This is a genomic window from Clostridium sp. CM042 (genome assembly GCF_055080995.1).
Genome location: NZ_CM143646.1, coordinates 1 through 25,675, shown reverse-complemented (window position 1 = coordinate 25,675; position 25,675 = coordinate 1). Strand labels below are relative to the sequence as shown.

General features: G+C 30.7%; 25 protein-coding genes. 7 read left to right on the top strand and 18 right to left on the bottom strand.

Annotated elements, in window-relative coordinates:
• Positions 1–32: 32 nt before the first annotated feature.
• From ACWJJ7_RS00125 to ACWJJ7_RS00095, 7 genes are all read right to left on the bottom strand, one after another.
• Positions 33–917 carry an aminotransferase class IV gene (locus ACWJJ7_RS00125; protein WP_462963373.1) on the bottom strand — a complete coding sequence of 295 codons (885 nt, stop codon included), beginning with the start codon at positions 915–917 and terminating at the stop codon, positions 33–35.
• Between the two features lie 116 nt (positions 918–1,033).
• The gene (locus ACWJJ7_RS00120) at positions 1,034–1,678 is read right to left on the bottom strand and encodes an HAD-IB family hydrolase (RefSeq protein ID WP_462963372.1); all 645 of its coding nucleotides are present in this window, start codon (positions 1,676–1,678) and stop codon (positions 1,034–1,036) included.
• A 242-nt stretch (positions 1,679–1,920) separates the two neighbouring features.
• Positions 1,921–2,334 (bottom strand): DUF1292 domain-containing protein, encoded by a 414-nt coding sequence (locus tag ACWJJ7_RS00115; protein WP_462963371.1) that lies wholly within the window; start codon positions 2,332–2,334, stop codon positions 1,921–1,923.
• Positions 2,335–2,486: 152 nt separating this feature from the next.
• Complete coding sequence (gene nifJ / locus ACWJJ7_RS00110; protein ID WP_462963370.1) at positions 2,487–5,999, bottom strand: pyruvate:ferredoxin (flavodoxin) oxidoreductase; 3,513 nt, start codon at positions 5,997–5,999, stop codon at positions 2,487–2,489.
• Positions 6,000–6,242: 243 nt separating this feature from the next.
• Positions 6,243–6,668, bottom strand: a complete 426-nt coding sequence (locus ACWJJ7_RS00105; protein ID WP_462963369.1) for a flavodoxin — start codon at positions 6,666–6,668, stop codon at positions 6,243–6,245.
• A 221-nt stretch (positions 6,669–6,889) separates the two neighbouring features.
• A complete protein-coding gene (locus ACWJJ7_RS00100) occupies positions 6,890–8,281 on the bottom strand; it encodes an MBL fold metallo-hydrolase RNA specificity domain-containing protein (protein ID WP_462963368.1) in 1,392 nt (463 codons plus the stop codon).
• Positions 8,282–8,456: 175 nt separating this feature from the next.
• The gene (locus tag ACWJJ7_RS00095) at positions 8,457–9,530 is read right to left on the bottom strand and encodes an undecaprenyldiphospho-muramoylpentapeptide beta-N-acetylglucosaminyltransferase (protein ID WP_462963367.1); all 1,074 of its coding nucleotides are present in this window, start codon (positions 9,528–9,530) and stop codon (positions 8,457–8,459) included.
• Positions 9,531–9,752: 222 nt separating this feature from the next.
• On the opposite strand from ACWJJ7_RS00095, the gene ACWJJ7_RS00090 reads away from it, so the two are divergent.
• The 3 genes from ACWJJ7_RS00090 to ACWJJ7_RS00080 all read left to right on the top strand — a co-directional run bounded on the left by ACWJJ7_RS00090 (position 9,753) and on the right by ACWJJ7_RS00080 (position 10,649).
• On the top strand, positions 9,753–9,938 hold the full coding sequence (locus tag ACWJJ7_RS00090) for an alpha/beta-type small acid-soluble spore protein (RefSeq protein WP_165412135.1): 186 nt from the start codon (positions 9,753–9,755) through the stop codon (positions 9,936–9,938).
• 52 nt (positions 9,939–9,990) lie between these two features.
• Positions 9,991–10,176, top strand: a complete 186-nt coding sequence (locus ACWJJ7_RS00085) for an alpha/beta-type small acid-soluble spore protein (protein ID WP_165412136.1) — start codon at positions 9,991–9,993, stop codon at positions 10,174–10,176.
• A 290-nt stretch (positions 10,177–10,466) separates the two neighbouring features.
• The gene (locus ACWJJ7_RS00080; protein WP_462963366.1) at positions 10,467–10,649 is read left to right on the top strand and encodes a small, acid-soluble spore protein, alpha/beta type; all 183 of its coding nucleotides are present in this window, start codon (positions 10,467–10,469) and stop codon (positions 10,647–10,649) included.
• Positions 10,650–10,765: 116 nt separating this feature from the next.
• On the opposite strand, the gene recJ is transcribed toward ACWJJ7_RS00080, so the two are convergent.
• Positions 10,766–12,535 (bottom strand): single-stranded-DNA-specific exonuclease RecJ, encoded by a 1,770-nt coding sequence (gene recJ / locus ACWJJ7_RS00075; RefSeq protein ID WP_462963365.1) that lies wholly within the window; start codon positions 12,533–12,535, stop codon positions 10,766–10,768.
• A 140-nt stretch (positions 12,536–12,675) separates the two neighbouring features.
• A complete protein-coding gene (locus tag ACWJJ7_RS00070; protein ID WP_462963364.1) occupies positions 12,676–13,941 on the bottom strand; it encodes a M16 family metallopeptidase in 1,266 nt (421 codons plus the stop codon).
• Positions 13,942–14,102: 161 nt separating this feature from the next.
• Here ACWJJ7_RS00070 and ACWJJ7_RS00065 point away from each other — a divergent pair, with 161 nt between their 5' ends.
• Entirely contained in the window at positions 14,103–14,570 is a 468-nt protein-coding gene (locus ACWJJ7_RS00065) for a GtrA family protein (protein WP_462963363.1), read from the top strand.
• A gap of 47 nt (positions 14,571–14,617) precedes the next feature.
• On the opposite strand, the gene ACWJJ7_RS00060 is transcribed toward ACWJJ7_RS00065, so the two are convergent.
• The 5 genes from ACWJJ7_RS00060 to ACWJJ7_RS00040 all read right to left on the bottom strand — a co-directional run bounded on the left by ACWJJ7_RS00060 (position 14,618) and on the right by ACWJJ7_RS00040 (position 21,537).
• The gene (locus ACWJJ7_RS00060) at positions 14,618–17,542 is read right to left on the bottom strand and encodes a DNA topoisomerase IV subunit A (protein ID WP_462963362.1); all 2,925 of its coding nucleotides are present in this window, start codon (positions 17,540–17,542) and stop codon (positions 14,618–14,620) included.
• A 16-nt stretch (positions 17,543–17,558) separates the two neighbouring features.
• On the bottom strand, positions 17,559–19,514 hold the full coding sequence (locus tag ACWJJ7_RS00055; protein ID WP_462963361.1) for a DNA gyrase/topoisomerase IV subunit B: 1,956 nt from the start codon (positions 19,512–19,514) through the stop codon (positions 17,559–17,561).
• Between the two features lie 228 nt (positions 19,515–19,742).
• Positions 19,743–20,129 (bottom strand): hypothetical protein, encoded by a 387-nt coding sequence (locus tag ACWJJ7_RS00050; RefSeq protein WP_462963360.1) that lies wholly within the window; start codon positions 20,127–20,129, stop codon positions 19,743–19,745.
• 218 nt (positions 20,130–20,347) lie between these two features.
• Positions 20,348–20,869: a GNAT family N-acetyltransferase gene (locus ACWJJ7_RS00045; protein ID WP_462965045.1), complete on the bottom strand. Its 522-nt coding sequence runs from the start codon at positions 20,867–20,869 to the stop codon at positions 20,348–20,350.
• Positions 20,870–21,036: 167 nt separating this feature from the next.
• Positions 21,037–21,537, bottom strand: a complete 501-nt coding sequence (locus ACWJJ7_RS00040; protein WP_462963359.1) for a GNAT family N-acetyltransferase — start codon at positions 21,535–21,537, stop codon at positions 21,037–21,039.
• Between the two features lie 1,112 nt (positions 21,538–22,649).
• Between ACWJJ7_RS00040 and ACWJJ7_RS00035 the strand changes: the two genes are divergently transcribed.
• Positions 22,650–22,859, top strand: a complete 210-nt coding sequence (locus ACWJJ7_RS00035; RefSeq protein WP_462963358.1) for a helix-turn-helix domain-containing protein — start codon at positions 22,650–22,652, stop codon at positions 22,857–22,859.
• Positions 22,860–22,947: 88 nt separating this feature from the next.
• The gene (locus tag ACWJJ7_RS00030; protein WP_165411885.1) at positions 22,948–23,088 is read left to right on the top strand and encodes a hypothetical protein; all 141 of its coding nucleotides are present in this window, start codon (positions 22,948–22,950) and stop codon (positions 23,086–23,088) included.
• A 48-nt stretch (positions 23,089–23,136) separates the two neighbouring features.
• On the opposite strand, the gene ACWJJ7_RS00025 is transcribed toward ACWJJ7_RS00030, so the two are convergent.
• The 4 genes from ACWJJ7_RS00025 to ACWJJ7_RS00010 all read right to left on the bottom strand — a co-directional run bounded on the left by ACWJJ7_RS00025 (position 23,137) and on the right by ACWJJ7_RS00010 (position 25,083).
• A complete protein-coding gene (locus ACWJJ7_RS00025; RefSeq protein WP_462963357.1) occupies positions 23,137–23,463 on the bottom strand; it encodes a hypothetical protein in 327 nt (108 codons plus the stop codon).
• Positions 23,444–24,328: a ParM/StbA family protein gene (locus ACWJJ7_RS00020; protein ID WP_462963356.1), complete on the bottom strand. Its 885-nt coding sequence runs from the start codon at positions 24,326–24,328 to the stop codon at positions 23,444–23,446. The genes ACWJJ7_RS00025 and ACWJJ7_RS00020 overlap by 20 nt, the downstream gene beginning before the upstream one ends.
• Positions 24,329–24,371: 43 nt before the next feature.
• On the bottom strand, positions 24,372–24,665 hold the full coding sequence (locus ACWJJ7_RS00015) for a hypothetical protein (RefSeq protein WP_462963355.1): 294 nt from the start codon (positions 24,663–24,665) through the stop codon (positions 24,372–24,374).
• Positions 24,666–24,768: 103 nt separating this feature from the next.
• Positions 24,769–25,083 carry a hypothetical protein gene (locus ACWJJ7_RS00010; RefSeq protein ID WP_462963354.1) on the bottom strand — a complete coding sequence of 105 codons (315 nt, stop codon included), beginning with the start codon at positions 25,081–25,083 and terminating at the stop codon, positions 24,769–24,771.
• A 125-nt stretch (positions 25,084–25,208) separates the two neighbouring features.
• On the opposite strand from ACWJJ7_RS00010, the gene ACWJJ7_RS00005 reads away from it, so the two are divergent.
• Positions 25,209–25,376: a ribbon-helix-helix domain-containing protein gene (locus ACWJJ7_RS00005; RefSeq protein WP_462959418.1), complete on the top strand. Its 168-nt coding sequence runs from the start codon at positions 25,209–25,211 to the stop codon at positions 25,374–25,376.
• Positions 25,377–25,675: the final 299 nt, after the last annotated feature.

The window sequence follows — 25,675 nt, the reverse complement described above, 5'->3', positions numbered from 1 at the left end:
AGCTGAAAGCTTTGTTAAACTTTTCAAAGGTTTTATTTATTTATCGTTCTATTTTGAATAAACTTTACAAATTTCTGTTTATCCTCGGTTAATTCATCATCAAATTTCTTCATTATTGAATTTATTATTGGATTTATTGATGAATCAAAAGAAAATTCATCCACATTTTTTATTGGAAGTACATTCGGTGAGGTTCCGGAAATAAACAAACCTGTTAATGATTCAAGATCCCTCTCATGGATGTTTTTTTCTTCAAACACTATATTTAACTTTTTGCAGGTTTTTATGACAAATTGTCTTGTGATGCCAGGTAATACATTTGCAACCTTTGATGTTACAACTGTTGAACCTTCGACCATAAAAATATTTGATTTACTGCCTTCAGTAATATAACCCTCATCATCCACTAAAATTGCTTCATATACGTCTTTATTATTTATTTGCTCATTTACTTTGTCTCTAAAAACACTATTAATAACTTTAGCATTTGGATTACTTCGCTCTCCATGATAAGTAATAGTTTTTACACCTTCCACGTATTGATCTTTTGAAGGGTAAGCATGTGGCAAAAAATATAATAAAACCTTTTCATTAAAGTCATTTTTATTATTGCATTTCTCATCACTTGGGCTATAATTTATAACTAATTTTATATTTCCAACTTGCGCTTTATTCTTATATATTAGTTTAAGAATTTCATTTATAATTTCATCCCTATTAATACTTAAATTGTATTTCATAATTTTTGCAGAATCGTAAAGACGATCTAAGTGCTCCGTAAGAAAAATGGGGATTCCATCACTTATCCTTATAACTTCATATAATGATTTCCCTGCACTACTATTACAATTCTCAAATTCTTCACATTTTTTAATTTCCCCTCCGAATAAAAAATATGCATTTATACACTTATCCATATAAACCCCTCCTTGTTTTTTTGAAAGATAGAATTAACTAATTGTTATCTTATAATAATCAATGTCAAGCCATCACATGTAGTGCTGATTTAAAGTTAACCTCTATAAATAGCCTACTACTTCCATTTTAAAATTTCAATCTTATCGTGTGTTTTTTTAAAATTTATTAAATAAGGATGCCCCACTAAATTAAAAAGAGGTAAATCTGATAGAGAATCAGAAAACATATAGGAGTTTTCAAAATCAATTTCTATATTTTCTGTCTTCAAGACTTCTTTTAGCCTTTTTACTTTTTCTTCTCCTTTGCAATTTTCTCCCGAAATTTTATTTCTATGTAAGCCATTCTCCTTAATGAACCGCGTCCCTATTACTTTATCCACTTCCTTTATATTATAGAATTCATTTAAATAGAATTCAGCAGAGGCAGAAATTAAATAAATTTTATATCCCTGTATCTTCATTTTTTTTATGGTATCTATAGCATCTTTATATATTATTTTACTTAAACGTGTTTCATAAAATTCTTTGACTATTTTTTTCATTTCATTTTCTTCTATACCATCAATAAATCTTATAAATGTTTTTTTAGCTTTTGAAGCATCATATATCTTGAAAACGTAAAATATAGATGAAAATATACTTTTAGGCAGATATTTTATGAATTTAGGATTCTTTTTTATCATAAAAAAATAGAATTCTACTAAAGTCTCTCGTTTTGTTAAAGTGTAATCCACATCAAAAATAGCTAATTTTTCTTTCATTATTTACCCTCCTTTAAATCATCTCCTGGGTCGCTACGACAGCAACCTAGGAGATGCATTAAGCACTTCAGAAGGAGGTTTATACTCCCACTTATAGAAGCTGGAGTTTCCTCCTGAAATATCATTAATGATACCGTATTACTCTAAGAGTAATACTATTAATATTGTTACCCTAAGCTCGCTATTAATTCTTTAAAAAACTTAAAAAGAGTCGATGCATTTGCAACGACTCTTTTATAGAATTACTTTTCGCTTTTAATCAATTCTTCATAATATGCAGTTACTTCTGCGAATTCTTCATCTTCAGGGATAACTAACTCACCTGTTTCTTCATCTCCAATTACTTTGAAAAGATATATTGAATCATCCTCAGGATTTTGAACTAGCGCAAATTCATTATCTTTATAAGTAAATCCATCTACTATTTCACAAGGAACTATGTTCCCATTTTCATCTTCTAAATCTACTGTTAAAGCTTCGCCCTCGCCACAACCACATCCACAGCCTTCATTCTCGTCATGTTCATGACCGCCGCATCCACAACCTTTACTTTCTTCGTCATGTTCATGACCACCGCATCCACAACCCTTATTTTCTTGGTCCTGTTCATGATCACCGCATCCGCATCCGCATGATGTTTTTTTATCTTCATTCATAATGTAGTACCTCCTACTTTGAGTATAGTTTAATTCTACCCTAAATGATAAAATAATAAAAGGTTTTTTTGAATTCTTTTTTATTAAATTATTTAAAAGTAAAAGGAAGATGAAATTTAATCCATCTTCCTTTTACTTTGTGATTTTAAATACTATTTTTCACTAGCAAGTTTTTTGTATCCTGCTAATCTTTCCTTAGCATCATTTTCTGTTTTAATAAATAATTCTTCTGCTACTTCTGGGAATGTTTTTGCTAGTGAAGAATATCTTACTTCACCCATTAAGTATTCTCTAAATGAAGTAGTTGGTTCTTTAGAGTCTAATATAAATGGATTCTTTCCTGCTTCTTTTAAAGTTGGATTAAATCTATACATAGCCCAGTATCCTGATTCAACAGCTCTCTTAGTTTCAAGTTGTGTACAACCCATTCCAACTTTAAGACCATGATTTATACATGGAGCATATGCTATTATAAGTGATGGTCCTTTATAAGCTTCTGCTTCTTTTATAGCTTTTAGTGTTTGAGCTTTATCAGCACCCATAGCTATTTGAGCAACATAAACATATCCGTAACTCATTGCCATCATACCTAAATCTTTTTTCTTAGTTCTCTTACCAGTTGCTGCAAATTTCGCAACAGCAGCCGCTGGAGTAGATTTTGATGATTGACCTCCTGTATTTGAATATACTTCTGTATCAAATACAAATATATTTACATCTTCACCAGATGCTAATACATGATCAACTCCACCAAATCCTATATCATAAGCCCAGCCATCTCCACCAAATATCCATTGAGATTTTTTAACTAAATGATCTCTTTTGCTGAATATTTCTTTTAATGCTTCATTATTATCTTTTTCAGCATTTAATAATGGTAACATTTTAGCTGTTGCAGCTTTTGAACCTTCTGCATCTTCTTTACTTTCAATCCATTCATTAAGAACTGATTTTAAAGCATCGCTTGTTTTCATTGTTAATGCCTGTTTAGCTGACATTTCTACTTTATCTCTTAATTGGCTAGTTCCAAGGAACATTCCAAATCCAAATTCAGCATTGTCTTCAAATAATGAGTTAGCCCAAGCTGGTCCCTTACCACATTCATTAACTGTATATGGTGAAGCCGGTGAACTTCCTCCCCAGATTGAAGAACATCCTGTAGCGTTAGCAATTAGCATTCTATCTCCAAATAATTGAGTAATAAGTTTAGCATATGGTGTTTCTCCACATCCAGCACAAGCTCCGCTGAATTCCATTAATGGTTGCTCAAATTGGCTTCCCTTAACATTTGCTGTTCCCATTGGATTTTCTTTCTTAGGTAAATTTATATTGAATTTCCAATTTGGTATTTTATCTGCTTGAGACGCATATGGTTTCATGATTAAAGCTTTTTCTTTTGCAGGACATACTTCTGCGCAGTTACCACAACCACTACAATCTTCATTACTTATACCTATTGAAAAATGTAGACCTTCAAAACCCTTACCTACACCTTTTTTACTTTCGTAAGTCTTTGGTGCATTTTTAAGATCTTCATCATTTGTTAAGAAAGGTCTTATTACAGCATGTGGACATACATATGCACATTGATTACATTGTATACATTTATCTACTTGCCATTCTGGTACATTAACAGCAATTCCTCTCTTTTCAAATGCAGCTGTTCCTGGCACTAGTGTTCCATCTTCTATTCCAACAAATGTACTAACAGGTAAAGAGTCTCCTTCTTGTCTGTTCATTACATCAGCAATATTTTTAACGAAATCTGGTCTAGCTTCTTCTGTTTCATTTGCATCTTTAATAGTTTTCCAGCTTTCTGGAACATTAATTTTAACAACTGATTGAACACCTTTATCAATTGCTGCATTATTCATGTTTATAACTTTTTCACCTTTTTTACCGTAAGATGTAATAACAGCTGCTTTAAGATACTTAACTGCATCTTCTACAGGTATAATGTCTGCAAGTTTAAAGAAAGCAGATTGCATTATCATATTAACTCTTCCGCCAAGACCTATTGCTCCAGCTATTCCAACTGCATCAATAGTGTTGAAGTTGATATTGTGATTAGCAATATATCTCTTCATTGAAGCTGGTAAATTTATTTCTAAATCTTCCATATTCCATATGCAATTTAATAGGAATGTTCCACCATCTTTAATTCCTTTTAGAACATCATATTTGTTTACATAAGCTTGATTACCACAAGCAACATAGTTTGCAGAACTAATTAAATATGTTGATTTTATAGCTTTCTTACCAAATCTTAAGTGAGAAATTGTTACTCCACCTGATTTCTTAGAATCATATGCGAAGTATGCTTGAGCAAACATATCTGTATGGTTTCCTATGATTTTTATTGCACTCTTGTTAGCTCCAACCGTACCATCTGATCCAAGGCCCCAGAATTTACATTCTTTAGTTCCTTCAGGTGTTGTTGTTATAGCTTCACCAATTGTAAGTGATTTATTAGTAACGTCATCAACTATTCCTATAGTAAAGTCATTTACTGGAGAAGCTGCTTTTAAAGCATCATATACAGCAACGATTTGAGCTGGAGTAGTATCTTTTGAACCGAGTCCATATCTTCCACCAACTATAACTGGTCTGTTTTCTTGATCAAAATAAGCACTTCTAACATCTTGGAATAATGGTTCTCCAATTGATCCTGGCTCTTTTGTTCTATCAAGTACTGATATTTTCTTAACTGTTTTAGGTATGTATTTAAAGAAATGGTCTAATGAGAATGGTCTGTAAAGATGTACTTTAAGCACTCCAACCTTTTCTCCTTTTGCATTTAAATAATCTATAGTTTCTTCAATTGTTTCACAAACTGATCCCATTGCTATTATTATTCTATCTGCATCAGGTGCACCATAATAATTAAATAAGTGGTAGTCAGTTCCGATTAATGAATTTATTTTTCCCATACATGTTTCAACTTTTTCTGGAAGAGCATCATAAAATGAGTTTGAAGCTTCTCTTCCTTGAAAATAAACGTCTGGATTTTGTGCTGTTCCACGAGTTACAGGATGTTCTGGATTCATTGAATTGTTTCTAAATGCTTCTAGTGATTCTTTGTTTAACAAACTTCCTAGAGTTTCATAATCCCATGCTTCAATTTTTTGTATTTCATGAGATGTTCTAAATCCGTCAAAGAAGCTTACAAAAGGAATTTTTCCTTCAAGTGCTGTTAAATGAGCAACTGGTGAAAGATCCATTACTTCTTGTACACTGTTAGATGCAAGTAAAGCAAATCCAGTTTGTCTTGTAGCCATTACATCTTGATGATCTCCAAAAATATTAAGTGCGTGAGTAGTTAATGCTCTAGCAGCTACATGGAATACTCCAGGTAAAAGTTCTCCCGCTATTTTATACATATTTGGAATCATTAATAATAATCCTTGAGAACAAGTAAAAGTTGAAGTTAATGCTCCTGTTTGAAGTGAGCCATGAACTGCTCCTGCAGCTCCCGCTTCAGATTGCATTTCCATCATTTTAACTTTTTGACCAAATACATTCTTTGTTCCTTTAGCTGCCAATTCGTCACAATACTCTGCCATTGTTGAAGATGGTGTTATTGGGTAAATTGCTGCCACATCAGTATATGCATAGGCAACGTGTGCTGCTGCTGTATTTCCGTCCATAGTTTTCATTTTTCTCATTTAATATGCCTTCTTTCTTAAAAGATTTTATAAAAATGTGTTTAAAACTTTTATAAGAATTACAAATAAGAGTATTGTTTTAAAAATAACTCTACACTTAAAAATAATAACTTTCTATTAGATTTTATGCAAAACTAGCTAATACTTCTAAGCGTTAGCTAGCCATGATAGGCTTTTATAATCTACATGATTTACTAAATACCTCGTCATTACATAACATTACATATTTCTGTAATAAAAAGGTTACTTAGCTAACATTCTACCCATTTCTTCTGCTTTAACTAGTTGTTCATTAGTAGGAGCTTCATTAACAGTTAAGCTTTGTATAACATTAAATTCATATTCCTTCATTAAACTTATCCATTTGTTCATAAATTCTCCATTATCCCATCCATAAGATCCAAATAAAGCTGTAACTTTATTGTTAACTGGGATTAATTTAAATTTGTCAATAAAAGGTTGCATTTCTTGTTGGTCAATTCTATTGTTATCCATTGATGGGCTTCCAAAGGCAACTGCATCTGCGCTAGTTACATCTTCCACGGTAGCTTCACTAGCTAATTTAACTAGTACCTCTGCCCCTGCATCTTTTGCACCTTTAGCAATATGATTAGCTAAAACTTCAACATTTCCACCATTGCTCAAATAAATTATTGTTAATTTTTTCATTACTATCACCCCATACTTTCATATTAATAGATAGTTTATATTACCCCTTAATTATACATCAAAATGAAAAATATTCAAGTTTTTTTGTTATAAATGGTGTATTGTTCTTTAATTTTTTCTACGCAAAGAAAAATCCAACTAATTTCCAACAAAACCCTACTGTACGTTTACATATGAGAATATGTGAATTTTAGCTGTAAATCGTTAATATTTTATCAATATTATGGAATCTTATATTGTTCCCCACTCTTAACAATTACAGACTGATATCCTTTTAAATCTAATAGCATCTTAAAACTTTTTTGAGAATTTTCATCACCATGTACAAGTAAAACTTGTTTAGGTTTTTTCTCAATATTTTCTATCCAATTAATTAAACCATTTCTATCTGCATGGCCAGAAAGACTTTGCAAATTATATATCGATGCTGCAACCGAAATATCTTTTCCAAAAATTTTTACCATTTTATTCCCATCTAAAATTTCACGACCCAAAGTACCCTCAGCTTGATATCCTACAAATACTATGGAGCTTTCACTTCTCCATAAATTATGCTTTAAATGATGTTTTATTCTACCCGCATCACACATTCCACTTGTAGATATTATTAATATCCCATTTTGCATTTTATTTAATTCCTTAGATTCTTCTGAGGAATGAGTAAATTTTAGCCCCTCAAAATCCAGTATATTAGTATCATGTTTTTCTAATTCCTTTGCCTCATCATCAAAAATTTCTCTATTATTTTCAAAAATTTTTGTCGCTTTTTCTGCAAGAGGACTATCCACATATACGCAACAGTTTTTAACCAGCCCTTCTTCAAAATACTTATTCAAGGCATATAGAACCTCTTGGGTTCTACCTACTGCAAAAGATGGAATTATAACATTTCCTCCTCTATCGAAGGTTTTTTTCACTATATTTCCCAATTCTTTCATTACATTTTTGAAGTTATTATGCACTTTATCTCCATAGGTTGTTTCCATAATTACATAGTCTGCAGCACCAATAAATGTAGGATCATTTATAAGTGGAATATTAAAATTACCTAAGTCGCCACTATAAACAAGTTTAATACTCGATCCTTCTTTTTCTTCTACCTTAAGCTCTATAATAGCTGACCCCAATAGATGACCTGCGTCCTTAAAGATAACTGTTAATCCATCAAAAGGTTTTATTTCTGCGTTATAAGAATAACTTTTAAAGAGTTTTAAACATTCTTCTGCAATTTTGGAAGAATACAAGGCTTCTTTAGGTTGTAGCCCTTTTTCTTTGAGCTTCCTGTTTTTCCACGCTACTTCCATCTCCTGAATATGACCACTATCTCCTAGCATCACCTGACATAATTCCATTGTAGCTTTTGTGCAAATTATTTCGCCTTTAAATCCCTTCTTATATAGTAAAGGAATTCTACCGCTATGGTCTATGTGAGCATGAGATAATATAACTAAATCTATATCTTTCGGGTTAAATTGAAAATTTTCATTTTTACCATGGTCTCCGTCTCTTCCTTGATATAATCCACAATCCAATAAAATAGTTTTATTTTGCACTTTTATCAAATGACATGAACCTGTAACGCATTCTGCTGCGCCTAAAAATTGAAGTTCCATCTTTTTTCTCCTTTATTTTTCATTTTAAAAATATTTTTATATTTATATAATAAGCAAAAACATATTCTTATAATTAAAGTTTGCACACTTTTTTGTTTTTTATATAAAAAACATTCCTTTTTAAATAATATTTATAATTTTTTAAATAAAAAAAGATGAAGAAATTTTACTTTCTTCATCTTTTTCTATATTTCTCTATTAATTCTACTATTAAATCAATGCTTTTTTCAGTGTTGCTAGAATTCATTTTTTCAATATATTTGTATCTATTATTATACAGTTCTTTAATTTTAATTTCTAAATTTTCAGGAGTTAGCTCTTCGTCTTGAATAACCATACTATAACCGCTTTTTTCAAAAGATTTTGCATTAAGTATTTGATCACCGCGGCTAGCCTTAGCTGATAATGGAATTAATAAATTAGGTTTTCTAAGTGCCAAGAGTTCAAAAATGACATTTGCTCCTGCTCTAGACACCACAATATCTGCACTAGCTAATAAATGAGGCAATTCATCCGTCGTGTATTCAAACTGCTTATAACCATTTTTACTTTGAAGTGATTTTTCAAAATTACCACTGCCACAAATATGAATAATATTATACTCCAAAATTAATTTTTCAAGCATTGACCGTATTACTTCATTTATAACTTTAGATCCTAAACTACCACCAATAATTATTAATATTGGTTTTTTATTTTTAAATCCGCATATTTCGTTCCCTTTTATTTTACTTCCTTCAAATAATTCGCGTCTTATAGGGTTTCCAGTTACTACTCCTTTCCCATTTTTTATTTCATTTAATGCTTCTGGAAAAGTTACACATACTTTTGTACAGTAAGGAGCTACTAATTTATTAGCAAGTCCTGGTGTAATATCACACTCATGAGCAATTACAGGTACTTTATTAAAAAATGCAGCAAGCACTACAGGCACAGAAACAAAACCACCCTTAGAAAAAACAATATCAGGCTTTTGCGTTTTTATTATTTTTTTTGCTTCAAATATACCTTTAATTACTTTTAAAGGATCTGTAAAGTTTTTCACATCAAAATATCTTCGTAGTTTCCCACTAGATATAGGATAATATTTTATATTTTCACTTTCTATTATTTTTCTTTCAATACCTTCTTTTGTACCAATATATTCAATTTCATAACCTAACATTTTAAGTTTTGGTATAAGTGCAAGATTTGGTGTTACATGTCCTGCTGAACCGCCACCAGTCATTATTATTTTGTGTTTTTTCACTTTAACACCCCTTCTAAAAAACATGCTTTTCTCAGCATGTACTAAATCATTATATACCAATTAGGCTAAAAAGTTTAGTATTTATTAAAAAATTATCTTATCCATAATTTTCTAAAGAGTTTATAATTTTCAAAATCACCCTTCAATCCACTAATATAAAAATCGAATATAGGGATAAACTACTATCATAAAGTAATAACAAAAAAAAGGAGGGAATTTATTATGGCAAACAGAAATTTAGTACCACAAGCAAAAGCAGGTTTAAACAAATTTAAAATGGAAGCTGCTCAAGAAGTTGGAGTTAATTTAACAGAGGGTTACAATGGAGACCTTACTTCTAGACAAAATGGATCTGTTGGCGGACAAATGGTTAAAAAGATGGTAGAACAATACGAAAAGAACTTATAATTAGAAACCTTAAATCAGTTAAAAAATAAAAAATAGAAGGAGTGATTGACAAATGTCAAATAAAACATTAGTACCACAAGCTAAAGCAGGTTTAAACAAATTTAAGATGGAAGCTGCTCAGGAAGTTGGAGTTAATTTAACAGAGGGTTACAATGGAGATCTTACTTCTAGACAAAACGGATCTGTAGGCGGACAAATGGTTAAAAAAATGGTAGAACAATACGAAAAAAACTTATAATTTAAGATTCTAAATTGTTAAGAGGTATATGCTAGTCATATGCCTCTTAACTTTTGTATTTTACCCTAAATTGTATAACCATATGTGCCTTTATTTAAAGTCATCGAAATAAAAACCAACTTAATTACATGTAATTATTTGTATCTTATTAAAATATTTCATATGCTAACATGTATTAATTTAAAATGTTGTACTTACCTTATTTCCCTTAAGTATTCTATTATATTTTACGAATTTCTGCACAAGATACTATCATAACTAAAATAAAATATAGAAGGAGTGATTAACAAATGTCAAACAGAAAGTTAGTACCTGAAGCTAAAGCCGGATTATATTCATTTAAAATGGAAACTGCAAAAGAATTAGGAGTAAATTTTACAGATTACAATGGAGACTTAACTTCAAGAGAATGCGGTTCTGTTGGTGGACAGATGGTAAAAAAAATGGTAGAGCAATACGAGAAAAACTTATAATTTAAAAATAATATAATAAAGGTACATAGACCGAGATCTATGTACCTTTATTATACGACATTTCAGTTCCGCAGGAGATAACAGCTCGAAAGAGATGCAGCTCCGCAGGAGATGATTTAACTAAGTTTAAATTCTAAAATTTTTAATTGAATAGATTTATATCCGTTATACTCATTAATTTGAGGTGAAAAAATTAAATCTAGCTTCATTCCTCTTGGACTCTTAAGATAGTTCATATGGTCTTCTCCATATCTATCTTTTAGCATTTCTATAAATTCTTCCACTCTATTGAAACATATTCCATCAATTGTTTTATTTACACCAGGCATTACGCATTTTATTTTTAATGTATTTGCATTTTTACCTAGTATATCTATTCTTAAAACAGGAATATTTTTTTCTGCAAGTAATGGGGTTGAATTGCCTTTACCAAATGGCTCTAAAATTTCTAATTCGTTAATCATCTCATAATTTATTTTGTTTAATGGTATTCGCTGATCTATTCTTACCTTAGGCACAATATCATCATCTGTTAACTTGCAAAGAGAATTTAATTTTCGCCTTAATTTTTCTATATTTTCTTCTTTTATAGATAAACCCGCAGCCATTGGATGACCCCCAAACTTCTCAAGCAACTCTTCACATTTTATTAATTCCTCAAATAAATTGTATTCATCAATAGATCTTGCTGAACCTTTTGGGTTCTCTTTTCCTTTAGTTAATATTATTGTTGGCACATTGAAAGTTTCCCTAACACGCCCTGCTACAATTCCTGCAATGCTCTCATGAATTGTGTCTTTATAAATTACTAACACTTTATCGTTTTTAAAAATGGAGTTATGTATAAGTTCTATTATCTCTTCCACATTTTCGGTTGTCATCTCTTGTCTTTTTTTATTAAGTTCAAATAATGTTTTAGCTAGTTCTTTTGCTCTAGTTTCTTCTTCGCATAGAAGTAATTCTACTGAAATAGCGGCCGTATCTAATCTTCCAGTAGCATTTATACATGGTCCTATTTGAAACCCAACATGATAACATTTTATCTCTTTATCATTAATGCCTAAAATTTCCTTTAAACATTTTAACCCAAGATTTTTTGTATTTGTTAACATAACTAAAGCATTTTTAGCAATTATTCTATTTTCGGAAATTAAATCTACCACATCACAAATAGTACCTATTCCTGCTATTTCTATAAATTCCTTTACAAATTCCTTATTAATTCCAAGTTTTATATATAGTGCTTGTACAAATTTAAAAGCAATACCTGCACCGCATAATTGTTTGAATGGGTAATTACATTCCTTTTGCTTTGGATTAATAACAGCATCTGCTAGCGGAATCTTGAAAGTTCGAATCCCTTTATCATCTTCTTCAAATGATAATTCATGGTGATCAGTTATTATGGCGGTCATTCCTAGTTCTTTTGCCAATTTAACCTGCTCAGTAGCTGCGATTCCATTATCGCAAGTTATAATCACTTCAAAACCTTGCTCATTTAGTTTTCTTATCCTATCAATATTTATACCATAACCTTCATGTTCCCTATCCGGAACATAGTATTCTACATTTGCACCACAATGTTTTAATCCCTTATACATTATAACTGTACTAGTAACACCGTCCGCATCATAATCACCATATACTACAATTTTTTCATTGTTTCCAATTGCTAATTTAATTAAATTTGTAGCTTTTTCCATATCTTTCATTAAAAACGGATCATACAAATCATTTATACTGGCTCTCATAAATTTTTTTATGTCTATTTCATTATCAAATCCCCTGTTAATTAATATCTTAGCTATAACATCACTTACACCTGATCTTTTAGCTATTGAACTAATGTCTTTAGAAGTATTTCTTATCAACCACTTTTTTTTCATATTTATTTCCCACTTTCTACATTTGGCGTTAAATCATCTTCTTCGAAGCTGCATAGCTTCGAAGAAGATAATTAACGACTTCAGAAGGAGTTTTATACTCCCACTGAAGTTTTTTCTTTATTATAGTATGTAACTCCCACTTATAGAAGTGGTATACTTTCCTTCTGAACTGTCGTTAAAACCTGTATAGTAGCATTCACTAAAACTTTGTTAACTACTCTCATTATTTCTTCATCCACAATGTTTCTCATCCCATCAAATTCCGAGAAAATTTGTGAACTGTCTCCATACATAATTTCATATACACATAAATTTACGCTAGTTTGAATAGATTTTTCCAGAGCTAGCATTCTTCTTAATTTGTAACTTTTGCATAGTTTTAAAATGCATTGCTTATCAAAAAAATTCCTAAGCTCTTTAACTTTTTCGATTTCATCATTAATAATTTCTATGGTCTTTTTAACATTCTCACATGAAGTTCCAAGGGTTATGGTGAAAAGTTTTATTCCTGTTTCATTTTTGATTTTACTGCCTATATCATATACGAGGCCTCTTTTAGTCCTAATTTCATCATACAAAATACTGCTTGTACCTTCTCCAAAAACTAAACTAAATAGCTTTAAAGCACTAATTTCTCTTAGGTTTAAATCATGTATTGGAAAACAATATTGAATTTTAGCACCTTGCAAATCATCTCTATATTGGAAATAGGTGCCTGGCTTATTATTTTCATATAGACACTCTTTATCCCTTTCTATATGGTCATTTCCACTAGATAATTTAGGATTTAAATTACCAATATACTTCTCCACTATCTCTGAAACTTTTTTAAGGCTCATGGAAGATATTACACTTACTACGCAATTATCCGAGGTGTAATACTTCTCATAAAAATCTTTGATTTGCTTAATGGTGATAGCACGGATGCTTCCCTCTGTACCTATAATTAAATTTTTTATTCTTCGCTTTTCAAACCCATTATAGAGCATGGAATCTTCACAAAACTGATACGAATCATCTTTCCATTCTTTTAGTTCAGCGCTAACCACTTCTATTTCTTCTTTGAACCCATGCACTTTAAACAAAGGATTCAAAAGAATATCTGAGTAAATTTCAAACCCCTTTTCAAAATCTTCGTCTAAGGTGGTTCCGTAATATACTACATATGGATAATTAGTCATCGCATTACAAAACCCAAAGGTTTCATCACATAATTTATTTATTTCATATTCCGTGCGAGAAGTCGTCCCCTTAAAAATCATATGCTCTACCACGTGAGCAATTCCTAAATGTTCACTTTTCTCTTGATTTGCACCTGCATTAAACCCTATTGTAAATGAAGTTAAATTATTTTCCGATTTCTTGTACAATAACTTAATTCCATTTTCAAATATTATTTTTTCCATACAATCACCTTCATTTTTGTTTTATTTGTTTTGAAAATATTTTCCTTTTATTTTGTTTTTTTTTGTTGTACACTATTATGTATGAGCGCATCATAATATTCTTTTCATAAAAAGGGTGGTGATTAATTTCTTAAACATATTTTATTTAAGAATAGAGTGCTATGAATAATAAAAATAAAACACTACAGTCCTTATCTCAATTTATTAAATATGCTTTAGTTGGTGCTACTAACATTATAATAGAAATTATCATACTAAATATTCTTTCATATAGTACAGGCATAACCCAGGGAAAAATGTTATTTGTTTTTAACATAATTGCATTTTCAGTTTATTCAATTTCCAGTTATAAATTAAACAAGAAGTTCACCTTTAAAGAAACTTCCGCAGAAAGAGGTTATCTTCAATATGCATCTGTACTATTTTTTAGTATGATTTTAAATAGCTTTATGTTAGTCCTATTAACAAGTAGGAATCCTTTAATTCATCTTATACATCACCATAGTAATATAATGCACTTAAACCACTTGTGGTTTAACGTATGTATCCTAATAGATTCTACAATTATAGGTCTACTTGGCTTTTTAATTAACAAGTTTTTTGTTTTTAATAAAAAGAAGACATGCTAAAATTAAGTTTTATTTAACTTTTATTGCATGTCTTTTTTATATTTTTTTCAGATGCCTAAAATAACCTCCTCTACATAATCATCTATGAGTGCACTGGTTAAGTTTTTACCTCTACCTGCTCTATTTTGAACGTTTATATCCTCAAGTCTTATAATCTTTTTTTCACCTTTAAATGAATTGACTGTTAAACTTAAATTCTCGTCAAGCGTCACAAGTATTTCATTACAGCCATCTACCTTTTCCGTTACTGAATTTACCAAATCTACAAATATAACTTCATCATCATCTTTTAAGCTTATGCCTGTTACCCCAGATGCAACTTTCCCCATAAAATTAATATTATTTACGTTAAATCTTATGCACATTGCCTTTTTTGTCACCATTAACACATCTTTATCTACATTATCTTTGTTAATTTTTACAGAAATTAATTTATCTTCTTCTGTTTTAAGTTTGCACACCAACGTAGAGAAGAAATTTCCATCTAATTCACAAATCTTAGTTCGTTTTGTAAATCCTTTCTTTGTAAAAAGATATATACTTCTTTCTTCGTTGAAATCATCAACAGACATAATCCCTATTATTTTATCGTCAATTTTGAAATTATCCAGAAGAGTATTAATACATATGCCTTTCTTATTAATGTTCTGAATCATATAGCTAGGTAGTTTATGTACTAATCCTTTTTCAGTAAATATAAGCAATGTAGAAGATGATTTGGTATAAGTACTTAATGGAGTATTAGTTTTTTTACTGGATATTTTTATTGCGCCTTTTGCATTTATACTAAAATTAAATTCTTTATAATCATAACCCTCTGTAAATTCTAATTTTACCACTTGGTCGCCTTGCGTTAAATTAAATAACTGAGTGCCTACTATATTTCTAGGAACATCTTCAAGTATAGGTTCTTCTATAGAAAATTCCAGGCCTTCTTTAGTCAGTATCTTTATAAAACTTTCCTGTCTTTCTGTCGAGATTAACTTAACTTCAAGAAGCTTTTCATTTTCTCTTAGTTTTAAAGCTGATAATTTAGTATAACTCGTAACGAATTTATTAAGCTCTGTTTTCTTTATGTTTCCTTTGTTAGTAAAGAACATAAATTCCTTATTAGCTGATAAGTTTTCCAATAAAAAACAAGAAACTACTTTTTCTTTTGTTAAATCAATTCCGCGAATAAGGGTATCAATTCTTTCACCCTTTTCCTTCCACTTATATTCTGGCACTAAATCTCCTCTTAGTTGATACATATTACCTAGATCAGTAAAGATAATTAATGTATCTTTAGTATTGGTCTGTAGTAAATATGTATTAAAATCTCCCTCTCTATACTCTATATCTTCTATATTAATATTTGATCTATTATAGGATTTCATAGGCACTCTCTTTATATACCCCTCGTTAGATAAAGTTATCATAACATCCTCTACTACTAGTATATCTTCTATGTCTATTTTAGCTTGGCTATCATCCTCAATAATTTCCGTTCTTCTCGGATCATTATATTTTTCTTTAATTTCTGAGATTTCTGCTTTTATTACTTTAAGGAGTTCATTCTCATTTTCAAGAATTTTTTTATACCCCCTAATTAGTATTTCTAATTTTTTATATTCCTTTAAAAATATCTTTATTTCAAGTCCTGTTAGCTTATATAACATCAGTTCAAGTATTGCTTCAGTTTGAAGCGCAGTAAAATTAAACTTAACTATCAGGTTTTGTCCAGCATCTTTTTTAGATTTTGAGCTTCTAATTGTTGCAATTATTTCATCCATTACCTCTACAGCCTTAATAAATCCTTCTACAATATGGAATCTGCTTTCTGCAACTTCTAGTTCTCTTTGGGTTCTTTTAGTAACAACATCCTTTTGGTGATTTAAGTAGTGCATTAATATAGTTTTAAGCCCCATAGTTTGGGGTTTACCATTGGCGAGTGCTACCATGTTAAAAGATATATTGCACTGAAGTTCTGTTTTCATCATTAAGTATTTAAGTACCTTGGTGGCAGTTTCCTTATTTGTGGATTTTTTAAATTCAATTACTGATCTAAGTCCACTTCTATCAGATTCATCTCTAATGTCTACAATAGACTCTAAGGATTTTAAATGTTTTTTATCTGCTGTCATATCAGAAATAGATTGAAGTAATTTCGCCTTGTTTTTTCTATATGGAAACTCCGTAATAACTATGCCAATGCGTCCACTTTCTAAAGCTTCAATTTTCATTTTGGAACGTAACGTTACCTTACCTTCCCCAGTCTCATAGGCAGATTCTATAGCATTTTTGCCAATTATTATGCCTCCTGTTGGTAAATCAGGTCCTTTAATATACTGCATAAGCTCTTTTGTTGTAATTTCTTTATTATCAGCATAAGCGAGTAACCCATCAATTACCTCTCCTAAATTGTGAGGTGGTATGTTTGTTGCTATTCCTACCGCTATACCAAAGGTTCCATTTACTAATAGATTTGGATATCTTGATGGCAGTACCGATGGTTCCTTCTCTGTATCGGAATAATTATCTACCATATCTACAACGCCTTTATCAATATCTCTTATCATTTCAAGAGCAATAGGAGAAAGCCTTGCTTCTGTATAACGCATAGCAGCTGCATTATCCCCATCTTGGCTTCCCCAATTTCCATGACCATCTATCAATGGTTTTCTTGTGGCAAAAGATTGAGCTAGTATTACCATGGCACCATAAACAGAGCTATCTCCATGCGGATGGTATTTACCAAGAATATCTCCAACTATTCTTGCTGATTTATAATAAGGCTTATCTGGAAATGCCTTTAGCATATATGCTCCATAAAGAATCCTTCTATGCACTGGTTTTAAACCATCGCGCACATCTGGCAACGCTCTTTCTCTTGCAACTTCCACTGCATATGGAAGATAGTTATCTGGCATAGCTTCTTCAATTGGAATCATTACTATATTATTATCTTTAGGTACATCAATTTTTCTTGCCATTTAGCAAATCCCCCCGTTAAAACTCAGCATATTTATACATATAATTTTTTCTAGGTGAAACAACATCGCCCATTAGAAGTGAAACCATCTTCTCAGCCTTTGCTGCATCCTCTATAGTAACCTGCTGAAGCGTCCTTGTAGCTGGGTTTAGTGTAGTTTCCCAAAGTTGATCTGGATTCATTTCTCCAAGCCCCTTATATCTTTGGATAAAAGCACCTTTTCCGATTTCTTTTTTCGTCTTAGCTAATTGATCATCACTATATGCATACTTAGCCACTTCACCATTTTTCGTGTTCCTATAAACCTTATAAAGAGGAGGCATTCCCATATAAAGATGACCTTTTGCAATTAGTGGCCTCATATACCTATAAATAAAAGTCATCCATAATGTTCTAATATGATAGCCATCAACATCTGCATCACTTAAAATAATTATTTTATCATATTTTAAATCTTTTTCATGGTAATTATCTAAAACTCCTGTTCCAATTGCAGTGTTGAATATTTTTAACTCTTCGCTAGCCAGTACATTTTCTAGCTTTTGTTTTTCTGTATTCATAATTTTACCTTTTGATGGCATTATAGATTGAAACCTTCTATCTCTAGCTTGCTTAGCACTTCCACCAGCTGAGTCCCCTTCAACTACTATAAATTCTGTAACATTTGAATCTTTTATTGTACATACTGCAATCTTCCCTGCAAGAGGAGATGCCCCCTTACCTACTTTTTTTCTTTCCGCTTCATTAATCTTTTTTATTTTGTCCCGCCTAGATGCGGCAGAAAGTGCGTTATTTATTATGTTAGTAGCCATCTCTTTATTATCTTCTATCCATTCTAAAATTTTAACATAACACAATTCATTCATCATGCTGTATGCCTCATTATTTCCTAGTTTGCTTTTAGTTTGGCCTTCAAAGATTGGGTTACTTATTTTAATTCTAACTATTGCTGTCATTCCTTCTCTTAAATCGTCACCTTCAAATTCCTTATCTTTCTCTTTTAAAAGATTAAGCTTTTTAGCTCCTTCTTTAAAAGCCCTTGTCATCCCTGTTTTAAACCCAGTTTCATGAGTTCCAGATTCTGTAGTTGGTATATTATTGACATAGCTAGCAATGTATTCTGTAGTAGAATCAGTAAATTGAATACATATTTCTCCATACAATTGTATCCCATTTATCTCCTTTTCACCTTGAAAGAATATAGGGTCCTTGTGAAGAAGAGTTTTGCTTTCATTTAAATAATCAATAAAATCTAGAAGGCCCCTGTCAGAGTGATATTCCTTTAAGATATTTCCGTCTTTTCTCTTATCTTTAAACACTAAGGTAATTCCTTTGTTCTGGAACGCCAATTCTTGTAATCTTTCATCAATAACATCGTAACTGAATTCCAAAGTAGTGAATACATTTTTATCCGGCATAAAAGTAATTTTACTACCTGTTTTTTTTGTTTCTCCTATGATTTCAAGCTTACCCACCGGTGTACCTGGCATAAGTCTTTTTAACTCAGCATCATAAGCATATTCAAATCTTTGAGTGAAAATTTTCCCCTTTTGTTTTATTTCAACTAGTAGCCATTCTGATAATGCATTTACAACTGCTGCTCCAACACCATGAAGTCCACCAGAAGTTCTATAATTTTTATTATTAAACTTTCCGCCAGTATGAAGCTCAGTAAATACCATTTCTACACCAGATTTATTTTTTATAGGATGTATTCCTGTTGGAATACCCCTACCATTATCAACAATAGTGACACTTTTATCTTTATTTAATATAATTTCAGCTCTATCGCCATAGCCATTAGATATCTCATCTATAGAGTTATCTAAAATCTCCCATATACAATGATGTAGGCCTTTGCTTGCTGTAGACCCTATGTACATACCAGGTCTTATTCTTACAGGCTCTAGTTTTTCTAGAGAAGTTAAGTCTGTTACATCATATGTTTGAATTTCTTCTTTATCAAAACTCATAAAAATCCTCCAATAAAATTTTATCATACATTTGTTATTCTATATGTTTATTAACAAAAGGTAAAGAGATTTAAATAAAAAAAACAGAACATTAGTTTCTGTTTTTAGAGGAGTTTTTATTCTTTTATATTGTTTTTGTCCAATTTTCTATAAAAATATTGACCGGCAGAATAAAATTTTTCTACTGGTCAATACAGTAATTCGATCTAATTTTAGTCACCAATATCCTCAATCTATTTTTTTATTAGTTGGTGGCAATAATGCCGCAGCTACTCTTATTAAATATTTTACGCTTTCGTCATCTACATTACTTTGAAAATCCAATAAATTAGTGCCTTCTTTTACAATTTTAATAGCTTCTTCTTCTTTAAGGGTATTTTCGCTATTTTTATAGTTAGTTTCTACATATTGCACTGCTTTTGAAACAATTCTAATAATTTTCTTAGCGTTTTCAGGTGTAGATTCTGTAGCAGTTAAAGAACCAAGTATTATATAATCAAGACCAAAATAGTCGTCCTTAATATTTACATCTTTTTCTTTTAACAAATAAGCTAAATACCCAAGTCCCATTGCTAAAAGCACTATTAATACATATTGTGTAATTATCTCTACCATCATGTCCCCTCCTTATTTGAGTTTATACTACTTTAATATGCCATTCAAATAAAAAAGGGTACATGTTTTGATTAAATTACAGAAATAATTATGCTCATGTTAACTATATTACTTCTCCATCTAATTATTTATAGTAATAATTTTTAATTTCCTCCTCTTAATTGGTAAAATTACCTTTATATATTATTTCAGCCACTTAATTCTCTCCTCTATTGTTATTACAACGAAATCCAATATCTTTGCGTAATTAGTCCTCCCTTTGAAATTTCATTTTCTAAGACACCACCATTGCAAATAATTGTTTTTACTGATGCAATATTTTCTTTATCACAAGTAACAAGGACTTTTTCGATATTTATGTCTTTGCATTTTTTCAAAGCTAAACAAAGCATTTCTTTTGCATATCCTTTTCTGCGTTCAGATTTTCTTACACTATATCCGATATGCCCACCGAATTGAAGCAAATAACCATTTAGGCGATGACGAATATCTATCATACCAATTACTCTTTGATTACATGTCCTTACTGCTAAATAGGTGGATGCTTGAACAAACCCAGTTCTGACAGTTTCTTCTTTAGAATTATCTATAAGTACAGAAAACCATTCATCAAAACTTCTGGATTTTTGTAATCCTGCTGTGCCATCCATACTGTCACCATTTATTTCGAATTCATTTTTATAATCCAAAACTTGTCTCTCATATTCTTTGGTTGGTAAAGTTAATGTAATTATTTCCATAGCATCCTCCTTTATTTTGTTCACTCATTATACACCTCTTAAAGACGGAAGTGCTTTATTAGTTTCTTCCCAAGGTTGATATTGACTCGTCCATTCTGGTGCTAATTTTACTTGCTTCGATTTATCAGAAGAAAGCAAATTAAATCATTTGCACATAATGAGGATAATTATTTTTCTATTGCCATATCATAACCCCCCCATTTGTCGTTTCCATACGTGAAGATCCCTTCATTATGCTTTTCATCTACAATACCTGTTGCTTTGTAGCAATAATGAGCAAAAAGATTGTTATCAAATACGCTCAAAGTAACTCTCTTTACCTTTAATATGTCAAAAGCATATCTTATGGCTAAAGATACCATCTCTTTTCCATACCCTTTTCCTCGAATTTGTGAATCTACAATAATAAATCCTAAGTGGATGCTTTCATTTTGATAATCTGCCATACGCATCAAAAAATGACCTACAGGTGTTCCTTCTTTATTAAGAGCAGTCATTATCCACGCATTATCATCCTTTTCATAATTATGATAATACTCATTCAATTGCTCTTTAGTTAATGGATATGTAAATTTATCTGCACACCATTGTGTGAAAGTGAGCTCATCGTTAAACCAATTTAAAATATATTCCGAATCGCTTAATTTATATGGTCTTAGTCGAATCATATTCCCCCCCTATTATATAAGTAATTTTTGTTTTGCAAATTTTAAGAACTCCATTTATTAGCTTATATTAATTCGTATATTACTGTTGATACACTCTTTATTGAAAATTCATTTCCAATTTTTGAAAGGTGACAGGTACCTTTCAGATAATCTTTACGCCTAATATTACATTTTTCAAACAACTTCAATGAATAAATTATACCATTTTATACAATAATCTACTACTGATTAACGTGAATTTTCAGGGCATTTATTCGAAATTTTTATCTGGCTTCGCCCCTGAAAAAAGGCGAAAAAATAGAACTAAGGAAGCTCAATCCTTAGTTCTATCTTAGCCCTTGATATATATGGCTATACAACTTTTACTATATCTACAATAGTCTCAATGTGAGGAGTGTGTTTATATGAGGTTACAATTTGCTTTATATTATGTTCATTTATGGTTATGTATTAACATGGAATAGAGCTTATATCAGAAACTAAATTGTATTTTATGTCTGTCTATGTTTATATATTATTTTTAATGTTTAATGTTCCGTCGGAAAAATGGCTGATAATTATTAGTCACCGACGGAATTTTCCCTTCATATATATAGGTAAGAAAAACAACCTCATACTAACAAGCTTTTTATACTTCGAATAAACTTTTTAAGTTTTTTGTTTTCTGCTACAATTCGCAAATTTTCTTTTTCCAGTTTTTTGATTATCTCATCTTTAGCCATTTTGTACCTCCTAGAATATCTTTGTTATTATTTAAGTTGTATTCCATCTATATCCTTATATGGATATATAATATCACATTAAAATACAAATTGCAAACACACGTTCCCTATAGTCTATATCATAACTATATATTGCCTATAGTCAAATAGCTTCTTGTTTTATATTAATTAATACTGGCTTAGGTCCATTCCTTTCATTGCAAATTTAAAATTGAGTTTATTTTTGTTAATTATTTATGTCCTTTTTCTCTTCTCTTGTATTGTAAACTAATCCGCTACCACTATATTGGTAACTTTCCCCATCATTCGACAATTGTAAAAATTTATTCATTGAATTTTGTAGAATTATAATATATATTGTAGTATAAAGGTTATTTAAGGGGAACGATTATGTATACACTGAAAGTAAAAGAGTACAGAGTGGAAAAAGAATGGTCTCAAAAAGAATTAGCAATTAGAAGTGGAGTAAGCCAGTCCGCCATATCGTATATCGAAAACTCAGAGAGAAATCCTTCAATTGACACTATAGCTAAAATAGGTATAGCTCTAGGGATTTCCCCACATGATTTGATTTTATTTAATCACTTCCATGAGAATTAACTTTAGCTACAGTGCCATTACAATGGTATGATGGCATAACGGTATGATGTTACACCTGTGCTTTGTATAATTGTTTTGAGGTGTTTATATGAATGAAAAAACTACGGTATATATAGAACTAAAATTAAAAGAAGAAGTTAAAATAAGATTGATTAGGGCACAGGACAATCAAAGCTTATCGTCTCTGGTAAATGAGCTACTCGAAAAATGGTTAAAAGAACAGGAATAACAAAAGCCTTGGAGATAATTCCAAGGCTTTTGGGATTGTGCATACAAGTTAAATAAACTTACTTAATTCATCTAGCTCATTTGCTTCTAATTCACTCACGTCGTGTAACTTTTCTTCACTATTACTCACTATATTTTTATTCATATCATCACTTTTACTTACTGTGAGTAACTTTGCATCACCTTCACTTATTCCTGTTGGAGTAACTAGTGGCAACTTTACACCACCGTTACTCACTATGTAATTATAAATTATTTCCTTAATGGAGCTATTGGGGTCCATGCATCCACTAAGGAATTCTACTATTTGATTTTCTTTTTCTTTTTCTGTATTAAGAGTGAATTGGACTCTCACACTATTCTTGCTTATCGCCATTATTCCACACCTTCTTACACGCTTCCAATGCTCCATCTACATTGCTTGTGCTTGCATTATATAATACAAAACTTGCCTTTAAAAGTAATTGCCTTATATGATTTTTCAACATTAAGCTTGTACCACCGGTCCAGTAAACTTTATAGGTATTAAGATTGGCATAAGGCTTTATAGAGTTTAATATATTGCTTAAAAATAAAGCGTATTCTTTTGGTTCTACTGTAATTATCTTATTATCTATAAGTCTTTGTATATCTTCCTCGCTATAATCCTTATTCTCTATATTTTTAATTTTAGTATATAGGTCATAACTTCCTAATTTGATTGTCTGAAGCTTAACCACTTTTCCATTTTCTAATATAGACAGATTTATTGTTCTGCTGCCACAATCTATTATGCAAATATCACCCGCCTTCTGCTCCTTACTAAGACTGAAATAGCTACTATAACCCTCAGGTAATATTAATGTGTCCTCTATGAAAATTTCTTTATCTACGCCATTAAACTTTAATTTTGTATGCTTATTTTTATTTACTATATCTATTAACTTTTGTTTACTGGCCATCTGCATTATAGGCAACATTAAACATAAATTAGTTTTTATAACGTCACCACTATTAGCTTTGCATATAGCATACATAAGTTGAGGTATAAAGTTTTCCTTGTTGGTTTTGTCATATTCTTTACTGAACTCTCCAATGGTCAAATATGTGGTAAATCCCTCTATCTGAACCCTTTGAAAGCTATCTTGGTAGCTTTGGTAGTCTGTAGTGTATTTAGCACTAAAACTACCCTTATTCTCGCCTATATACTTTATAAAATAATTCCCTACGTCTATAATTGTATTTTGCATTCCTTTATTCATTATTAAAAACCTCCAATTAATTTATTTTCTCTAGCCATCATTCCTATGCTGGCAACTCATACTGCTCACCATACAGCAGTAACTTTTCCAATTTATCAAAATCATATTTCCGCTGCGGATAATCATTAAAACTACCTTTGACAGCATATTCTTTTTTACATTTCAAAATTTTATTATTTTTTATTGCCCATTTTGTGTAGCTAAAAATATCTTTTACATTGTCCTGAGCAACAGTATATTTATGACACTCAATAACCTTAGTAACATCATTACTAGCCGCTTTTAAAAGTTTAGTTGCTTCTGAACCAGTAAACCCCGTAGCTTGTACTACTGCCACAACATCTTCATTTATGGTAACTACTTCTTGTTGCTCTGCTCCTAAGACATCATCAATAGTTATTTGTCCCTCCAGTGGAGCATCACCATCACTATCTATATGTTTAGTTTTCTTTTTCTTTACTGGAGCCGTTATTTTTGTGGCACCTACATATTTTTAATGTATATACATACTCATATCTGCCTTTATTTCTTGTTTTAGTTTCAACGAGTACACATTTATCTTTAAGTTCTTTCCAAACTCTCCTGAAGGCGGCTTCTCCATAGCCACTAATGGATTTTATATGTTCTCTTCTGATAGAAAAGTTGTCCATGGTAGATAAGTATTGTAATTTAGCATAAAGCCCTACAGCCTCAATTGATAGTTCTAAATCGAAAATTATTGAATTGTTTATTTTGGTAAATCCCTTAGTAGCCATGTTATGTCGCCCCCTTATTTAACATTGATTAACATTAATTAACTTGTTATCAGTATACAACATTAATTAATGTTAATCAATTTATATGTTATAATATAGGTATACTCTAAGTTTAGGAGGTTTTTATGAAAACTAAAAAAGATACTTTAGTTAATAGAGAAAGATACTCTAGCACATTTGATAAAGACTTATTAAGGCAATTTAAAGATTTGTCAAACGAAACTTCGATACCCGCTTCAAAGCTATTCGATAAAGCATTAGATTTATTATTAAAAGAATATGGCAAAAGGTAACCAATGATAAATTTGGCTACCTTATTTTTTTATTTAAATTTCTACTTCTACTTAACAAAACAACCCCAAACCGTTATTTTATAGCATACCCTTAATCATATAGTTGTTGTTATATAGAGTTATTAATATAGTCTTATTAATAAAGTCTTAATACCTATAGTCTTATTAAGTATGCACGTTAACCACATGTTGATTTTAAACGTATGGTTATTGATATGTTGGTAATGATATGCTTAAATAATGTTATACAAGGCAATACTTAAATAAAAACTGGCAAATAAAAATACCCCTGGTATTTT

Excerpts from the sequence above, each read along its gene's own strand:
- ACWJJ7_RS00125 (WP_462963373.1), bottom strand. The coding sequence starts at position 917 with ATGGATAAGTGTATAAATGCATATTTTTTATTCGGAGGGGAAATTAAA.
- ACWJJ7_RS00120 (WP_462963372.1), bottom strand. The coding sequence starts at position 1,678 with ATGAAAGAAAAATTAGCTATTTTTGATGTGGATTACACTTTAACAAAA.
- ACWJJ7_RS00115 (WP_462963371.1), bottom strand. The coding sequence starts at position 2,334 with ATGAATGAAGATAAAAAAACATCATGCGGATGCGGATGCGGTGATCAT.
- nifJ (WP_462963370.1), bottom strand. The coding sequence starts at position 5,999 with ATGAGAAAAATGAAAACTATGGACGGAAATACAGCAGCAGCACACGTT.
- ACWJJ7_RS00105 (WP_462963369.1), bottom strand. The coding sequence starts at position 6,668 with ATGAAAAAATTAACAATAATTTATTTGAGCAATGGTGGAAATGTTGAA.
- ACWJJ7_RS00100 (WP_462963368.1), bottom strand. The coding sequence starts at position 8,281 with ATGGAACTTCAATTTTTAGGCGCAGCAGAATGCGTTACAGGTTCATGT.
- ACWJJ7_RS00090 (WP_165412135.1), top strand. The coding sequence starts at position 9,753 with ATGGCAAACAGAAATTTAGTACCACAAGCAAAAGCAGGTTTAAACAAA.
- ACWJJ7_RS00085 (WP_165412136.1), top strand. The coding sequence starts at position 9,991 with ATGTCAAATAAAACATTAGTACCACAAGCTAAAGCAGGTTTAAACAAA.
- ACWJJ7_RS00080 (WP_462963366.1), top strand. The coding sequence starts at position 10,467 with ATGTCAAACAGAAAGTTAGTACCTGAAGCTAAAGCCGGATTATATTCA.
- recJ (WP_462963365.1), bottom strand. The coding sequence starts at position 12,535 with ATGAAAAAAAAGTGGTTGATAAGAAATACTTCTAAAGACATTAGTTCA.
- ACWJJ7_RS00070 (WP_462963364.1), bottom strand. The coding sequence starts at position 13,941 with ATGGAAAAAATAATATTTGAAAATGGAATTAAGTTATTGTACAAGAAA.
- ACWJJ7_RS00065 (WP_462963363.1), top strand. The coding sequence starts at position 14,103 with ATGAATAATAAAAATAAAACACTACAGTCCTTATCTCAATTTATTAAA.
- ACWJJ7_RS00060 (WP_462963362.1), bottom strand. The coding sequence starts at position 17,542 with ATGGCAAGAAAAATTGATGTACCTAAAGATAATAATATAGTAATGATT.
- ACWJJ7_RS00055 (WP_462963361.1), bottom strand. The coding sequence starts at position 19,514 with ATGAGTTTTGATAAAGAAGAAATTCAAACATATGATGTAACAGACTTA.
- ACWJJ7_RS00050 (WP_462963360.1), bottom strand. The coding sequence starts at position 20,129 with ATGGTAGAGATAATTACACAATATGTATTAATAGTGCTTTTAGCAATG.
- ACWJJ7_RS00045 (WP_462965045.1), bottom strand. The coding sequence starts at position 20,869 with ATGGAAATAATTACATTAACTTTACCAACCAAAGAATATGAGAGACAA.
- ACWJJ7_RS00040 (WP_462963359.1), bottom strand. The coding sequence starts at position 21,537 with ATGATTCGACTAAGACCATATAAATTAAGCGATTCGGAATATATTTTA.
- ACWJJ7_RS00035 (WP_462963358.1), top strand. The coding sequence starts at position 22,650 with ATGTATACACTGAAAGTAAAAGAGTACAGAGTGGAAAAAGAATGGTCT.
- ACWJJ7_RS00030 (WP_165411885.1), top strand. The coding sequence starts at position 22,948 with ATGAATGAAAAAACTACGGTATATATAGAACTAAAATTAAAAGAAGAA.
- ACWJJ7_RS00025 (WP_462963357.1), bottom strand. The coding sequence starts at position 23,463 with ATGGCGATAAGCAAGAATAGTGTGAGAGTCCAATTCACTCTTAATACA.
- ACWJJ7_RS00020 (WP_462963356.1), bottom strand. The coding sequence starts at position 24,328 with ATGAATAAAGGAATGCAAAATACAATTATAGACGTAGGGAATTATTTT.
- ACWJJ7_RS00010 (WP_462963354.1), bottom strand. The coding sequence starts at position 25,083 with ATGGCTACTAAGGGATTTACCAAAATAAACAATTCAATAATTTTCGAT.
- ACWJJ7_RS00005 (WP_462959418.1), top strand. The coding sequence starts at position 25,209 with ATGAAAACTAAAAAAGATACTTTAGTTAATAGAGAAAGATACTCTAGC.